The organism is Oliverpabstia intestinalis, assembly GCF_009696065.1.
GTDB classification, from domain to species: Bacteria; Bacillota; Clostridia; order Lachnospirales; family Lachnospiraceae; genus Oliverpabstia; species Oliverpabstia intestinalis.
Window position 1 is genome coordinate 56,433 of record NZ_VUMS01000008.1, and the last position, 15,227, is coordinate 71,659.

Sequence of the window (15,227 nt, forward strand, 5' to 3'; positions counted from 1 at the left end):
AAAATTTCAGCCGATTATAATTTTACTATTTTTTGTTTTTTTTTTCAATAACTTTTTGACAAAAGCTTTCAGAAAAACTTAATAAAGGTACAAATGTTTCGGAATTCCGTTTTCGTAGATTATTTCTGTCTCACCATGGATCAACGGTTTTAAATATTCCATCATCTTTTCTGTCACATCATTTCCTGCCTCATTAATATAATCGTCCGGAACTTTTTTCTCCTGGTTAGACACTTCACAGACCGGAACTGCAGTATAGCGTACCTGATATGGATGACTGCCGAGTCTCTCCACCGAAGCCATCAGTCCGCTTTTTCCCTGCAACGCACAGCGGCAGGCTGTCATACCTAGCATCTTCGACTCCTGGATATCTGTTTTACTCGCAATATGGGAGGCGCATCGCTGCATCAGATTCAGTTCGATGGATCTTACTTTGCAGCCAATCTCTCTTCTCACAATGTCTTCCAATACCCGGGCACTTCCTGCGATATAACTGTGTCCAAAATTATCCACGGCCCCGCTTTGTACCTGCTCGGAGATATAAACACCATTTTTATCCTTGATTCCTTCACTGATCGCTACCAGTACGCTGTCCTGCTGTTCCAGTTTTTTCTTCACATCGTCAAGAAAACTTTCCACTGAAAAAGCCGGCTCACAAAGATAAATCAGGCTCGGACCCGCTGCACCGTTATTTCTTGCCAGTGCAGATGCTGCTGTCAGCCATCCTGCATTTCTTCCCATTACTTCCACGATGGTAACAGCCTTGGTATCGTATACATGACAGTCTCTTTCAAGTTCTGAAAATGTAGTTGCTATATATTTTGCTGCAGAACCAAATCCCGGGCAGTGATCCGTTCCCACCAGATCGTTATCGATGGTCTTCGGTGCTCCCATAACATGAATATCTTCAATTTTGTATTCTTTACAGTATGCCGCCAGTTTATCTACTGTATCCATGGAATCATTTCCACCTGCATAAATAAAATACATAATTTCATGTTTGCGGAAAATCCGGATGATTTCCTGAAACTGGCTGTCGTCTTCCGCCGGATTTTTCAGTTTTACCCTGCAGGAACCCAATGCTGCTGCCGGTGTCTGACAAAGAATCTCCAGTTCATCCTCACCGGGTACTTTCTCGCTCAGATTAACAAACCGTTCTTCCAGAACACCTTTGATGCCGTTTACCGCACCGTAGATCGTATCAACCTGATCGGATGCATGCGCTTCCATGATCACTCCTGCGATCGTCGCATTGATTGCTGATGTGGGTCCTCCGGACTGTGCTACTAAAAGATTTCTCATTGATTTCCTCCTTAACAATGCATAAAGAAAGGGATGTTCTTTGTGTCATCGCAACATCCCCTTTTTTTCTTACCTGTGATTTTCTGCTGAAAACCTCATGGTCAGTCTGTACTCATAGATTTTATCCTACCTTCTCAAACTGACTATTATATAGATTAGCATAAAATCCGTTCATTGCCAAGAGTTCTTCATGATTTCCCTGTTCTATTATATCTCCGTCTTTCATCACAAGAATCACATCTGCATCTTTAATTGTCGATAACCGGTGAGCGATCACAAAACTGGTTCGTCCTTTCATCAGGTTATCCATTGCTTTCTGAATCCTCTCTTCGGTTCTGGTATCTACCGAAGAAGTTGCTTCATCAAGGATCAGCAGCCGGTTATCTGCAAGAATCGCTCTCGCGATCGTCAGAAGCTGCTTTTGTCCCTGTGATACATTGCTGGCTTCTTCATTTAACACGGTGTTGTATCCTTCCGGCAGTGTCTGGATAAACCGGTGTGCGTGTGCTGCTTTCGCCGCTGCGATCACTTCTTCATCGGTGGCATCCAGTCTTCCGTAACGAATGTTTTCCATGATCGTACCGTTAAACAGCCAGGTGTCCTGCAGCACCATACCGAAACACTCTCTCAGATTTCTCCGGTCAAATTCCCTGATATCGTGTCCGTCGATCAGTATCCTTCCACTGTTGACATCATAGAAACGCATCAGCAGTTTCACCAGCGTGGTTTTTCCGGCACCGGTCGGTCCAACGATGGCGATTTTCTGTCCCGGCTGTACCTGTTCAGAAAAATCTTTGATAATGATCTGATCAGGCCGGTAGCCAAAGCTTACATGTTCAAAGGTTACGTGTCCTTCCACACCATTTTCCAGTGTCACCGGATGTTCCACCGTCTGTTCTTCTTCCTCTTCTTCCAGGAATTCAAAGACACGCTCGGAAGCTGCGGCTGCGGACTGCATCATGTTGGTAACCTGTGCGATCTGCTGTACCGGCTGGGTAAAGTTTCGGATGTACTGGAAGAAAGACTGAATATCACCGACTTCAATAGCTCCTTTGATAGTCATAAAGCCACCGAGAAGAGCTACCATTACGTATCCGATATTACCTACAAACTGCATAATCGGCATCATCATGCCGGAGAAAAACTGTGATTTCCAGCCGGATTCATATAACTTTTTATTCGTCTCCTCGAAAGTGGCCATCACAGCATCTTCCTTATTAAACGCTTTTACAATATTTTGTCCGGCATAGACTTCTTCCACCTGCCCATTCACATCACCCAGATATTTCTGTTGCTGCCGGAAGTATTTTTGTGACCGTTTCATCACCTTGCTGATAATAAACATCGAGCAGGGCAGAATCAGCAGTGCACATAAAGTCATCCATACATTAATACTAAGCATCATGATAAATACACCAATCAACGTTGTAACGGAAGTAATCAGCTGTGTAATACTCTGATTCAACCCCTGCTGCAGGGTATCCACATCGTTGGTAATTCTGGAGAGCACCTCTCCATATGTCCGGCTTTCATAATATTTCATCGGCAGTCTGTTCATTTTTCCGGAAATATCTTTCCGCAGAGAATAACTGACATCGTTGGAGATTCCCGTCATGATAAATCCCTGCACAAAGGAAAAGGCTGCACTGCACAGATACAGGCCCAGTGTCCACAACAGAATCTTTCCGATTTTATCAAAATCAATCCCTCCGGTTCCGTTGACCTTTGCCACCAGACCGTTAAACAGCTCCGTGGTCGCTTTACCAAGAATCTTTGGTCCCACAATATTAAATACCGTACCGACAATGGCGAAAATCATCATGCCAATCAGACGAATCTTATATTTGCTCATATAACGCAGCAATTTTTTTACTGCTCCGGAGAAATCTTTTGCCTTTTCTCCGCTCATTCTTCCCCGTCCCATAGGTTCTCGGGAGGGACGTCTGCTATTTTCACTCATAATCCAGTTCCTCCTGTGACAGCTGTGAACGTGCAATCTGCTGATATACCTCGCAGGACTGCAGAAGTTCTTTGTGTGTTCCCATACCGACAACTTTACCCTCATCCAGTACCAGAATCCGGTCAGCATGAAGAATCGTGCTGATACGCTGTGCAACGATCAGGGTTGTGGCTTCTTCGGTTTCTTCTTTTAATGCTTTTCGAAGTGCCGCATCTGTCTTAAAGTCCAACGCAGAAAAACTGTCATCAAAAATATAGATTTCCGGCTGTTTTGCAATGGCTCTTGCAATCGACAGCCTCTGTTTCTGACCACCGGACACATTGCTTCCTCCCTGTGCGATCGGGCTTTCCATACCTTCTTCTTTCTGCTCGATAAACTCTGTTGCCTGAGCAATGGCTGCTGCCTTCTCCAGTTCTTCTCTGGTCGCATTCTCTCTTCCATAACGAAGATTAGAATCGATGGTGCCGGAAAACAGCACACCTTTTTGCGGTACGTAACCGATCCGTTCCCGCAGATCTCCCAGTTTCATCTGCCGGATATCCACGCCGTCCACCCGGACACTTCCTTTGGTCACATCAAAGAAACGCGGAATCAGATTCACCAGAGTACTTTTACCACTTCCGGTACTTCCGATAAAGGCAACGGTTTCTCCTTTCCTTGCTTCAAAGGTAATATCGGACAGCACTTCTTCTTCCGCTCCCGGATAAGCAAAGCTTACATGATTGAAGACTACCGTTCCTTTCTCCTTTTCTTCCGGTTTTACACAGTTTTCAGGATCTTCAATAGAAAGTGGTGTATCCAGAACTTCCAGGATACGATTGGCAGCCACACCTGCACGGGGCAGCATAATAGACATCATCGTGATCATCAGGAACGACATGATAATCTGCATCGCATACTGGATAAATGCCATCATATCACCCACCTGCATATTACCGGCATCGATACTGTGTGCACCGGTATAAATAATCAGTACACTGATCCCGTTCATGATCAGCATCATCAGCGGCATCATAAAAGTCATCGTACGATTGACAAACAGGTTGGTCTTCGTCAGTCTCTGATTTGCTTCTTCGAACCGTTCTTCTTCATGTTTTTCCCGGCTGAACGCACGGATCACCGGGATACCGGTCAGGATCTCACGGCTGACCAGGTTCAGACGGTCGATCAGATCCTGCAGCTTTTTAAACTTCGGCATAGCAACTCCGAAGAGGACTGCTACCAGAATCAGAATCGCTGCTACTGCGATGCCCAGGATCCATGTCATTGATGCATCTGTGTGCAACACTTTCAGAACACCGCCAATACCAAGGATCGGCGCATATAAAACGATACGAAACAACATGGTATATACCATCTGTACCTGCTGGATATCATTTGTACTTCTGGTGATCAAAGATGCAGTGGAAAAGTTATCCATCTCCTGACTTGAAAAAGATAATACCTTTCTATACACCTTATTTCTCAGATCATGACCAAGTTTCGCCGCGATCCTGCTGGAAAAGAACGTTACACAGACAGAAGCGATCATGATCAGTGCTGCCAGAAGCAACATCTTAATTCCGGACCACAGCACATACTGCATCTGAATCTTGTCCAGATCTTCGCCCATTTCCTGATACTCATTTTTCAGATACCGGATGGCTCCCTGGGTTACGACAGATTCCGGCATACCATCCAGTTTTTCTGTCATTTGTTCCATTATCTGCCTTCTCGCCTCATCCGGAAGCTGTGCGATTGCCTCCGGCACATCCGCACCGTTCGGAAGCTGCATCTTCTCTGCCAGAGTATTCTGTGTACCTGGCTGCTGCAGACTGCTTACTGCCAGCATCGACTTTCCGAATATAGTATTCAGAGAATCTCTTTCTTCTTCTTTCAGTTTTTTATGGGTATATACCCCATCTTTCAACGTATAATATTCTTTGACCTCTTGCTGCTGATCACTGTCCATGAATAAAAACAGCTGATCCATGGAGCTTTCCCGGATCTGATCCGGCACACTGTCGGGAATACCACCCTGCTGTACACCCACATTGATAATATCCGAAGTGTACGATGGCAACGCCAGATCACAGAATGCCTGTCCGAACAGCAGTGCAAAAATTAGTACGATATAACGATAAGAACCTTTCAGTTCCCTAAACATTCGTAACATACCTATTCTTCTCCTTCTTTAAAATATCCGTAACTGTTCGCTATATTCACAGTTACAGGTAATCCTTAATCTCAGTACTTCCCGGCATTTTTTCCATATTCTCATGCATCTGAAGGATCTGTTTTTTCAGATGATCTACCTCTTCCGGAGTCATTCCCTGAAGCATCACACTACCCACTTCTTTTCGGATCTTTTCCACTTCCCGGTGAATTTCTTTTCCGGAATCCGTCAGGTAGATTCTCTGGATCCGCTTATCCTTCGCATCAGCCACCCGGTAAATCAGAGCTGCTTTTTCCATTCGCTGCAGGGACACCGTCACCGTAGACGGTTTGATACACAGACGGCTGCAGATTTCTCTCTGGCTGAGTCCCTCCTGCCGATAAAGAATATCCAGCATCGGCATCTGCCCCGGGTGCAGATTCACATGTGAAAGCTGATGAAATATCTTTGTCGCATACACATGGAGCAATTTTATCATCAGAAAATCTACGGAATGTTCTTTTTCACTCATTCGATTTCTTCCTTTCTTATTAGTTAGTCAGCTAATGTTTCGTCGACCAACTAATAATATCACTTATTTTGCAGGATGCAAGAGTTTTTATAGTTTTTTTATATTTTTTTCTGACAATAAAAGAAAAAACTCCTGAAACAGATGACCACACACCGTGTGTTTCTGTTTCAGGAGTTTCCTGTTTTTATTTCTGTTACTGGTTCAGATTATGTGCTTTCTCATAAGCTGTGATCAGTTTCAGATTTTCAATTTCAATTGCATTCAGATATGAATTATCAAACTGATCTGCTGATACACTTGGCGTATACCAGCTTTTGGATGCAAAATAATCTGCCAGATCATCCGACTTGAAAATTCTTCCGTGACGGGCATAAATCTCGTTTCTTGCGATACGGATCTGCCATTCGGAAAGACCGGTCAGATCTGTGTTGGTAAGATAACGGGTACTGCTGTCCGGTATCACGTAATCGCTGTTTTCGGTGTCACTTGCAGTTTCTGCATCATTGACTTCCGCTTCCTTATGCTGTTCCTGAACCGCAGCTTCCTGAGTCGGTTCAGGCGTGACCTGCTGTGTCGGTGCTGCAGTCGTTTCTGCTTCCTGCGCCGGTGATGTTTCCTGGGTTGGCTCCGGTGTGGCTGTCACTTCGGGGGGTACCGTCTCCGGTTCTTTCACTGTTTCATCCGCAACTGACGCATCCTCACTCTCTTCTGTATCTTTTTCATCTCTGTCCTGAATCTTCTGCATATCTTCTTTCATCTGTTCATTCAGCTGCGGCACTTTTTTCGTATCTCCGCTTCCTGCACCTACCAGCTTTACAACACCAAATACGATAGCTACCACCAGAACAACGATAATAATTCCAAGAATAGCAAAAGTGATCTTCTCTTTTTTTTCTTCTCTTTCCCACTCTTCCTCATCCTCGTCATCATCGTCTTCCTGATGTTGCTCCATCTGATAACCATATCCCATTCCTTCTGTCATACGATTATCATATTCAGGTTCCGGCTTTTTCTTTTTGATGCGGGGCACTTTCTCTTCCTGTTTTTTATAAGAATCCTCATTTGCAGTCTCCTGCATCGGTTTCTCTTCTACCAGATGTCCACATGCCCCACAGAAACGATCCCCGTCCTCCAGACGGTTTCCACAATATTTACAAAACATACTGTTTCCTCCATAATCTGTGTTGCTGTTTTCTCTTCTTACAGCATTCTCTCGTATGGAAAAATTATATAACGAACTTTCCGAAAACACAACAGGCAAAAACTGTCTATCTTCTTACATTTTCCATACATTTTTGTCTGTGGTGGAAATTGCTACGGCACCGGCCTTCAGTGCAGCCACAATATCTTCTTTTTCGCTGATGAGTCCACCAGCGATCACCTGACATCTTACACTCTTTTTTATTTTTTCGATTACTCGCGGCATCAGCCCAGGAAGAATCTCGATCACATCCGGACGATACCCTGCTGTCTGTTTCTGAATATTATCATATGCCATGGAATCAATTACAAAAAAACGAAGCACAGTGAACATCCCCAGTTCTTTTGCACACTTTATAAGAGCTGGTTTCGTGGTAATGATACCATCGGCACGGGTATATGTCTTCAAAAATTCCACTGCTGCATCTTTTCCGCTTAATCCCTGAATCAGATCAATATGTACCACAGCGATTTTTCCCTGATCTTTGATCCTTTTTACGATCTCACCGATCGTACATACCGTTCCATATAGAACAAATACCATACCTACATCCATATTCAGGCACTCTTCCAGTCCTTTCTCGTCTTTTACTGCCGCAATCACCGGACAGTCTTCCAGTTCTTCCATTATTTTTCTCATATTTTTCCTTCCTGTCAGGCACAGTAAGCTGCCCCTATCTGTTCCAGACACCAGTAATAATCTCTCACATCCACCTGTTCACCTGCATATATCGGATATTCCTGCAGCAGCTCCTTGCCAAGAAAATACTGCGCCACTCCAATCTGTTGTCCCTTTCGGACCGGAGCTTCCAGCTGTGGCGGCAATTGATAGTGAACTGTGATCTGTTCATCTTTCCGTAACAGCAAAGACAGATGCATCTGTTCTACATCGGATCCGTATTCCAGACTGGTCGTTGCCACTTCATCGATGGTCGTCCCCTGTTGCCGGCCATTCAGCACTGCGATCCGACCAAGATCTTTCTGTTCAAACACATCCCGATATTCATAATTGGCCAGCCCATATGTCATGAGTTTTCTGGTATCTTCCCACTTATATCCACGGTTATTCGGCCATCCGCATGCAAGCAGCGATACAATCAGAGTTTTTCCCTCCCATTGTAAAGCACCCACATAACAATATCCTGCATTTCCTGTAAATCCGGTTTTTCCCGTCAATGCTCCATCCATCATTCCAAGAAACGCATTATGATTAGTACATTGATAAATCTGCGTCTTACTATAATTCCAGAATGTATAGGCAGGCATCTGCGTAATTGCAAGAAATTCCGCTTTTTTCGGAGACTCCATGATGCAGTATCGAAGAATTCTTGCCAGATCTTTTGCCGTTGTACTGTGGATCCCATTTTTATTCTCGGCATCCAGACCGTTCGGTGTAATAAAATATGTATCATCGCAGCCGAGTTCTCTTGCTTTCAGATTCATTTTTTCTGCAAATCCTTCTACTGATCCACCCACCTGCTCTGCAATCATTACAGCAGCATCATTATCTGAATTCAGCATCAGCGCATACAAAAGATCCTGCAGGTAAAACTGTTCTCCTGTTTTTGCACCCATATGTACTTTCGGCTGACTCGCTGCGTAGGCAGATACTGTAACCAGATCATCCATCCGTCCGTCTTCCAGTGCAAGAATACAGGTCATAATCTTTGTAGTACTTGCCATCGGAAGTTTCTGTTCACTGTTTTTAGAATACAAAACACGCCCGGAGTCTGCATCCATCAGACATGCCGAACGCGCATATAGTTCTGATTCACTCAGCTGCATGCCATATCCTGTCATCGGTGTTCCCACCAGCGTCATAAGCAGTAGCAACAATCCCAGCTTTATTTTTCCCATATAGTATCCTCCCGTTTTTTATCACAGTTTTCCAAAGATACTATATGCATTTTTCTTTCTTTTAGAACCGGTTTTTCTCTTTATTACAGATCCAGCTGCAGCTGAATCTCTTCTTCCGCCTCTGCCTTAAAATCTTCCATTTTCACCGGACTGATCGTTGGCAGATCCTCTGTCGACTGTACTCCAAAATTCCTCAAAAATTCTTCCGTTGTCCCAAAAAGAATAGGACGTCCCGGGGCATCCAGTCGTCCAAGTTCCTGAACCAGATTATATTCCACCAGCTTATTGATCGCATGGTCACATTTTACACCACGGATTTTTTCAATTTCCTGTTTCGTTACCGGTTGTTTATATGCGATAATTGAAAGTGTCTCCAGCATTACATCCGTCAGTACTGCTTTCTTTGGCTGCAATGCAATCTCCACCAGATATTCATAATACTCCTGTTTGGTACACAGCTGAAATGCTCCATCCAACTCCAGGATCTTGATTCCACGGTCTCTGGCATTATATTTCAGCATCATATTCCGGATAATTTTTTCCGTTGTAGTTTTATCCTGTCCGATTGCTTTCGCGATTCTTCCGGTTTCCACCGAATCGCCTGCGGAAAATAAAATCGCCTCAATCGCTGCTTCCAGTTTCTCCATCTGCCTGCTGCTCCTCGTATATTAAAGATGTAATCTGAATATCATCAAATAAATGTTCCTGCTCTATGGTAATCACGCCGGTTTTCATCAATTCCAGGATAGCAAGAAAAGTAACGATCACCTGGATCTTACCGGACTGTCGTTCCAGAAGCCCACGGAAAGAAAAATAATGATGTGTTCCGGCATATAATTCCAGATCACTCATTTTGTCTTCCAGACTGACTTCTTCTTTCTCAATCTTGCCAAATTTGCTTCGAATCGGATCTACCTTGTTTTCCTGACGTTTAATGATAGAATTGAAGATATTCTGAAGCTTGGCCAGTGTCAGATCTCCGATCAGTTCCCGGATATCCACCGGTGGCTGATAATCCAGTACTTCTTTTGGCATACTCTCCGCCCGATATACACAGCGGGAAGCATCTGCCATACGATCTCTTAACTCATAGGACATATATTTAAACATCTTATATTCCAGCAGCTGCTGCACCAGTTCTTCACGGGGATCCTTTTCTTCTCCTTCTTCAGTTACTTCTTTGGGAAGAAGCATTTTACACTTGATATCCAGAAGAGTTGCTGCCATGACCATAAACTCACTCATGATATTCAGGTTTTCTTCCTGCATCTGCCGGATATATTTCATATACTGTTCTGTGATCTCCACAATCGGGATATCATATATATCGATCTTATTCTTTTCGATGAGATGCAAAAGCAGATCCAATGGACCCTCAAATGCTTCCAGTTTTACCGGTATTCCCATGTTTCTTCCTCTTTTTCTTCTCACTCTATACCTGAATTTTTATTTTACAGGCATTTTCTCATTTTGTAAAGCAGAGATTCGAACGATAGTCAGTTCTCTGGGGTTATGGATTCTTACCGGGATCGTATGTTCTCCCAGACCTGCACTGACAATAACTGCACATCCGTTTTTCTGATGCATCCCTCCGCATTCACCCGGAAAGATCCGAAAATCAGGTGCGATTGCTCCCCGCTTTTTCCCAAGCATCATAACTCCTCCGTGATAATGCCCGGAAAATGTCATCGATGCTCCCCAGGAAAGATACTCTTTTTTATAGCGTGGATTATGTGCCAGAAGAATCGTCAGCCGATCCGTATCCGGAGTTCCAAAGTGCTTCTTCAGCTCTTTTACCATACCATCCTTTCGAAATCCCTTATCATAAAACTGCTCCTCCGGTTCAAGGCCATAGACAGTGATCGGTATTCCCTTTTTTTTCAGCTGCACTTTTTGATTACGCAACCGTATCAGCGACAGCTCTTTCAACGCTGTCTCATAGTTTTTCCCGATCTCCCCGTAAATCTCCGGATGTTCTGAAATACGTTGTTCATGATTCCCACTGGCATAAAATACCGGATAATTATCAGACAATCTTTTCAGAAATGCAAACGCTTTCGACGTGTCACATCCTTTTTTACCCACTATCACATCACCACCAACCAACACCAGATCCGGCTCCTGTTCCTTGAGAAGATGAAAAATCCTCTCCCCATCCTCACCCATAACCTGATCATGAAGGTCCGTCAGAAAAGCAATCGTCAGTTCCTGTTTTCCTTTGATACAGGATGATGGGAGCTGATACTCCCGCACTATCGTTTTCTTCATTTTTTATTCCTCATCGGGTAATTATTGTTCCGTTTCTCACCTGGTACATTGTCTTCAAATAACTGTACCAGAGATTTGTTGTCCGTACTAAAAAATCCCCGGTCTAAAACTTTCGTTTTACACCGGGGTGTTGTTGACTTTTCTCGTCGGCCGAATGCCACAAAAATTATTTTGCGTAATCTACAACACGACTTTCACGGATTACACTGACTTTGATCTGTCCAGGATATTCTAGTTCAGCTTCAATCTGCTTGGAAATATCTCTTGCCAGCAATACCATGTCAGAATCGTTGACATGATCTGGCAATACCATAATTCGAACCTCGCGGCCTGCCTGAATCGCATAGGATTTGTCTACTCCCTTGAAGGAGTTTGTAATATCTTCTAACTGTTTCAATCTGTTGGTATATGTTTCCAATGTCTCTCTTCTCGCACCCGGGCGGGCAGCTGAGATTGCATCTGCAGCCTGTACAATTCCGGCAATCAATGATTCCGGCTCTACATCACCGTGGTGAGCTTCTACTGCATTGATGACAATTGGGGATTCTTTATACTTTCTACATAAGTCAACACCGATCTGAATATGGGATCCTTCCACTTCATGATCGATGGATTTTCCTATATCATGTAATAAGCCGGCACGTTTTGCCAGACGGATGTCCGTACCGACTTCTGCCGCCAGAAGGCCTGACAGCTGTGCAACTTCGATAGAATGCTTTAATGCGTTCTGTCCATAACTGGAACGGAATTTCATACGTCCAAGAAGACGAATCAGTTCCGGATGGATACCGTGAACACCTACTTCCAGAGCAGCGTTCTCCCCCTCTTCCCGAATCATGGTTTCTACTTCTTTCTGTGCTTTCTCCACCATTTCTTCAATACGAGCCGGATGAATACGACCATCCACAATCAGTTTTTCAAGAGCAATTCTTGCCACTTCACGGCGGATTGGATCAAATCCTGATAAAACAACAGCCTCTGGTGTATCGTCAATGATCAGATCTACACCGGTCAGTGTTTCCAGTGTACGGATATTTCTTCCTTCACGACCGATGATTCTTCCTTTCATCTCATCGCTTGGAAGCTGTACAACGGAGATGGTAGATTCTGCCACATGGTCAACCGCACATTTCTGAATGGCTGTTACCACATATTCTTTTGCTTTCTTTGCAGCATCTTCTTTTGCTTTGCTTTCCAGTTCTTTGTAAAGTTTTGCAGTATCAATTTTCACTTCATCTTCAACAGATTTTAAAAGATAATCCTTTGCCTGTTCGGAGGTCAGTCCTGAGATTCTCTCAAGTTCCTGTACTCCCTGGTCATGTAATTCGTCAACCTTTTTCTCTTTCTTCTTTAACTCTGTCTCTTTTGCTGAATACTCTGCTTCCCGTCTTTCCATCGCATCCGCCTTACGATCCACAGATTCTTCTTTTGCCAGCACACGCTTTTCATACTTTTGCAGCTCGCTGCGTCTCTCTCTGGTCTCTTTTTCCAGTTCATTCTTGGTTTTCAGAGATTCTTCTTTGGCTTCCAGAAGAGCTTCGCGTTTCTTAGTTTCCGCCGTTTTCAGGGCTTCATCTATGATGTTTCTTGCTTTTTCTTCCGCAGTGCCAATCTTTTCTGCATCCTGCTTTACTTTCTTGGCAACGGCAAGCTTACAAGCCACAGGAACCGCTATTACCAGCGCAATGACTACAGCAATAATTGGAATTAATATATTGATTCCGTTTGCCATAGGAGCACCTCCTTATTTAGTTTTCATTGTACGTTTACAACAGTATAATTCTATAATGATTTCACAAATTTGTCAACGGATTACCTGTTTTTTGTAGATATAGTTACCGTTCATATTACTGCTCACTGATAATATCCCACAAGGTGCTTTTTGTGAGCGAAGGGCACAGTTACACCTCTTATTCCCTCTGTGAAAAATATTCCCGGAACACCGACTGAATCTCTGAAGAAGAAAAGCCTTTTCTCAATAAATAACCATAATGTCGTCTTTTTTCTTTTTCATCTGCCTCTTTCGGATGTTTACATCGTTTTTCCAGAAGCTGACGAATCATGTCAGTTTCGTCCACACATCCTTCTTCGTCGTCCAGTGCTTCCTGTCTTCGTTGAATCATCTCCCGCGGAATCCCCTTTCGTTCCAGTTCAAACTGCATCTGGCGTCTGCTTTTCCTGCCCTGATAGGCAGACAGATATCTCGCTACGTACCGTTCATCATCCAGATAATGGTACGAACGCACATAATCCATGGCAATTTTTACTGCCTGTGGTGTATATTCACCCTTCATTAGTTTCTTTTCCAGTTCTGCTTCCGTGTAATCCATCCGTGTCAACAGATGCATCGCCCTTAATTTTGCCCTTTTCACCAGAATTTCCCTGAAGATTTCCTGGAAAATTTCTGCTGATAGTTCACCATTTTCTTTCAATCGATAACGGGAAAGCTCGCCCTTATATAACATAAAGGCGAGCTGTTCATCTGTCACAACACGATACTTTGTTTTTGTTACAGGGACAATCTCTACGATTCTCATACTTCATCATCTGATGCATCTGTCAGAACATCCTTTGCTTTATCCACATCTTTTTCTGCATCCTGTGGACCATCTTCTCCAAGTCCGTAATGGGCTCTTACCTGACGTTCGATTTCTTCCGCAATCTCCGGATTCTCTCTCAGGAATATCTTTGCATTCTCTCTTCCCTGACCGATCTTGCCATCATTGTAGGCAAACCATGCACCACTTTTCTGGATAATTCCCAGATTTACAGCCAGATCCAGAATATCACTTTCTTTGGAAATTCCTTTTCCGAACATGATATCAAATTCTGCCTCTTTAAACGGAGGCGCCACTTTGTTCTTTACGACTTTCACACGGGTACGGTTACCGATCACCTCTCCACCCTGTTTGATAGTTTCTGTTCTTCTCACATCCATACGTACAGATGCGTAGAACTTCAGCGCACGTCCACCGGTAGTTGTCTCCGGATTACCAAACATCACACCGATTTTTTCACGCAACTGATTGATAAAGATTACAATACAGTTAGACTTGCTTACCACACCAGTCAGTTTTCTCAGTGCCTGAGACATCAGTCGTGCCTGCAGACCCATATGAGAATCTCCCATATCGCCCTCGATCTCAGCCTTTGGCACCAGAGCTGCTACAGAGTCCACAATGATAATATCCATCGCACCGGAACGCACCATTGTCTCAGTGATCTCCAGAGCCTGCTCACCGTTATCCGGCTGTGAGATATACAGTTCATCAATATCTACTCCGATATTTTTTGCATAAGCCGGATCCAGTGCATGCTCTGCATCCACAAATCCGGCAATCCCGCCACGTTTCTGTACCTCTGCTACCATATGTAACGCTACTGTTGTCTTACCACTGGACTCCGGTCCGTAGATCTCGATGATTCGTCCCCGCGGAACGCCACCAAGTCCAAGTGCAATGTCCAGACTCAGAGATCCGGTAGGTACAGTCTGCACATTCATGTTCTTACCGGAATCTCCCAGTTTCATTACAGATCCTTTTCCAAACTGTTTTTCAATCTGTCCCAAAGCCGCATCAAGGGCTTTTAATTTATCTTCTTTTGCCATAATATCTCCTTTTTTCGTATGCGAACTTATGTTCGTTTCACTGTTTACATACTATTACAAATTAGTTTTGTTGTCAACTGCTATTTTTGTTTTTAAAAATTTTCTGAGAATTTCGGCGATCTGCCGGATGAATAAAAAAGATCGGGAATGTGTCCTGCCACGTCCTTGCGGATCGTTTTACCTTTGCATGGTAACAAGTTTCCTCTAAAGTAAGAAAGCAGGTAACTATTCAGCAGGTAGTATCCCGCGAGGCGTTTTGGCTTGTTTTTTGCCAAACTCCCATCACTGAAGTTGATTTTAAATGCGTTTTGGCTCGTAACTGTGAAGGTACTGAACAGTTACGAAAACAGGATATTTCACCGGCGGA

At 43.8% G+C, this 15,227-nt stretch carries 13 protein-coding genes; all 13 read right to left on the reverse strand.

Going from position 1 to position 15,227, the window contains the following annotated elements:
- Positions 1-78: 78 nt before the first annotated feature.
- The 13 genes from FYJ57_RS05605 to recA all read right to left on the reverse strand — a co-directional run bounded on the left by FYJ57_RS05605 (position 79) and on the right by recA (position 14,860).
- Complete coding sequence (locus FYJ57_RS05605; protein ID WP_154431929.1) at positions 79-1,302, reverse strand: 6-phosphofructokinase; 1,224 nt, start codon at positions 1,300-1,302, stop codon at positions 79-81.
- A 121-nt stretch (positions 1,303-1,423) separates the two neighbouring features.
- Positions 1,424-3,262 (reverse strand): ABC transporter ATP-binding protein, encoded by a 1,839-nt coding sequence (locus FYJ57_RS05610; protein WP_154431931.1) that lies wholly within the window; start codon positions 3,260-3,262, stop codon positions 1,424-1,426.
- Positions 3,255-5,417, reverse strand: a complete 2,163-nt coding sequence (locus tag FYJ57_RS05615; protein ID WP_154431933.1) for an ABC transporter ATP-binding protein — start codon at positions 5,415-5,417, stop codon at positions 3,255-3,257. Before FYJ57_RS05615 ends, FYJ57_RS05610 begins: the two co-directional genes overlap by 8 nt.
- A gap of 52 nt (positions 5,418-5,469) precedes the next feature.
- Positions 5,470-5,928, reverse strand: coding sequence for a MarR family winged helix-turn-helix transcriptional regulator (locus FYJ57_RS05620; RefSeq protein ID WP_154431935.1), 459 nt, complete (start codon positions 5,926-5,928; stop codon positions 5,470-5,472).
- A 193-nt stretch (positions 5,929-6,121) separates the two neighbouring features.
- The gene (locus tag FYJ57_RS05625; RefSeq protein WP_154431937.1) at positions 6,122-7,090 is read right to left on the reverse strand and encodes a YARHG domain-containing protein; all 969 of its coding nucleotides are present in this window, start codon (positions 7,088-7,090) and stop codon (positions 6,122-6,124) included.
- A 114-nt stretch (positions 7,091-7,204) separates the two neighbouring features.
- A complete protein-coding gene (locus FYJ57_RS05630; protein WP_154431939.1) occupies positions 7,205-7,768 on the reverse strand; it encodes a glycerol-3-phosphate responsive antiterminator in 564 nt (187 codons plus the stop codon).
- Positions 7,769-7,782: 14 nt separating this feature from the next.
- Positions 7,783-8,985 carry a D-alanyl-D-alanine carboxypeptidase family protein gene (locus FYJ57_RS05635; RefSeq protein ID WP_154431941.1) on the reverse strand — a complete coding sequence of 401 codons (1,203 nt, stop codon included), beginning with the start codon at positions 8,983-8,985 and terminating at the stop codon, positions 7,783-7,785.
- 83 nt (positions 8,986-9,068) lie between these two features.
- The gene (gene scpB / locus FYJ57_RS05640; RefSeq protein ID WP_022172196.1) at positions 9,069-9,632 is read right to left on the reverse strand and encodes an SMC-Scp complex subunit ScpB; all 564 of its coding nucleotides are present in this window, start codon (positions 9,630-9,632) and stop codon (positions 9,069-9,071) included.
- Complete coding sequence (locus tag FYJ57_RS05645) at positions 9,607-10,392, reverse strand: segregation and condensation protein A (RefSeq protein WP_154431942.1); 786 nt, start codon at positions 10,390-10,392, stop codon at positions 9,607-9,609. The genes scpB and FYJ57_RS05645 overlap by 26 nt, the downstream gene beginning before the upstream one ends.
- A gap of 39 nt (positions 10,393-10,431) precedes the next feature.
- Positions 10,432-11,253, reverse strand: a complete 822-nt coding sequence (locus FYJ57_RS05650) for a metallophosphoesterase (RefSeq protein ID WP_154431944.1) — start codon at positions 11,251-11,253, stop codon at positions 10,432-10,434.
- A gap of 166 nt (positions 11,254-11,419) precedes the next feature.
- Complete coding sequence (gene rny, locus FYJ57_RS05655) at positions 11,420-12,985, reverse strand: ribonuclease Y (RefSeq protein WP_154431946.1); 1,566 nt, start codon at positions 12,983-12,985, stop codon at positions 11,420-11,422.
- 178 nt (positions 12,986-13,163) lie between these two features.
- Complete coding sequence (locus FYJ57_RS05660; RefSeq protein WP_154431948.1) at positions 13,164-13,790, reverse strand: regulatory protein RecX; 627 nt, start codon at positions 13,788-13,790, stop codon at positions 13,164-13,166.
- Positions 13,787-14,860, reverse strand: a complete 1,074-nt coding sequence (gene recA, locus FYJ57_RS05665) for a recombinase RecA (protein ID WP_022172201.1) — start codon at positions 14,858-14,860, stop codon at positions 13,787-13,789. Before recA ends, FYJ57_RS05660 begins: the two co-directional genes overlap by 4 nt.
- Positions 14,861-15,227: the final 367 nt, after the last annotated feature.

Coding starts and splice junctions, on each gene's coding strand:
- FYJ57_RS05605 (WP_154431929.1), bottom strand. CDS start 1,302: ATGAGAAATCTTTTAGTAGCACAGTCCGGAGGACCCACATCAGCAATC.
- FYJ57_RS05610 (WP_154431931.1), bottom strand. CDS start 3,262: ATGAGTGAAAATAGCAGACGTCCCTCCCGAGAACCTATGGGACGGGGA.
- FYJ57_RS05615 (WP_154431933.1), bottom strand. CDS start 5,417: ATGTTACGAATGTTTAGGGAACTGAAAGGTTCTTATCGTTATATCGTA.
- FYJ57_RS05620 (WP_154431935.1), bottom strand. CDS start 5,928: ATGAGTGAAAAAGAACATTCCGTAGATTTTCTGATGATAAAATTGCTC.
- FYJ57_RS05625 (WP_154431937.1), bottom strand. CDS start 7,090: ATGTTTTGTAAATATTGTGGAAACCGTCTGGAGGACGGGGATCGTTTC.
- FYJ57_RS05630 (WP_154431939.1), bottom strand. CDS start 7,768: ATGAGAAAAATAATGGAAGAACTGGAAGACTGTCCGGTGATTGCGGCA.
- FYJ57_RS05635 (WP_154431941.1), bottom strand. CDS start 8,985: ATGGGAAAAATAAAGCTGGGATTGTTGCTACTGCTTATGACGCTGGTG.
- scpB (WP_022172196.1), bottom strand. CDS start 9,632: ATGGAGAAACTGGAAGCAGCGATTGAGGCGATTTTATTTTCCGCAGGC.
- FYJ57_RS05645 (WP_154431942.1), bottom strand. CDS start 10,392: ATGGGAATACCGGTAAAACTGGAAGCATTTGAGGGTCCATTGGATCTG.
- FYJ57_RS05650 (WP_154431944.1), bottom strand. CDS start 11,253: ATGAAGAAAACGATAGTGCGGGAGTATCAGCTCCCATCATCCTGTATC.
- rny (WP_154431946.1), bottom strand. CDS start 12,985: ATGGCAAACGGAATCAATATATTAATTCCAATTATTGCTGTAGTCATT.
- FYJ57_RS05660 (WP_154431948.1), bottom strand. CDS start 13,790: ATGAGAATCGTAGAGATTGTCCCTGTAACAAAAACAAAGTATCGTGTT.
- recA (WP_022172201.1), bottom strand. CDS start 14,860: ATGGCAAAAGAAGATAAATTAAAAGCCCTTGATGCGGCTTTGGGACAG.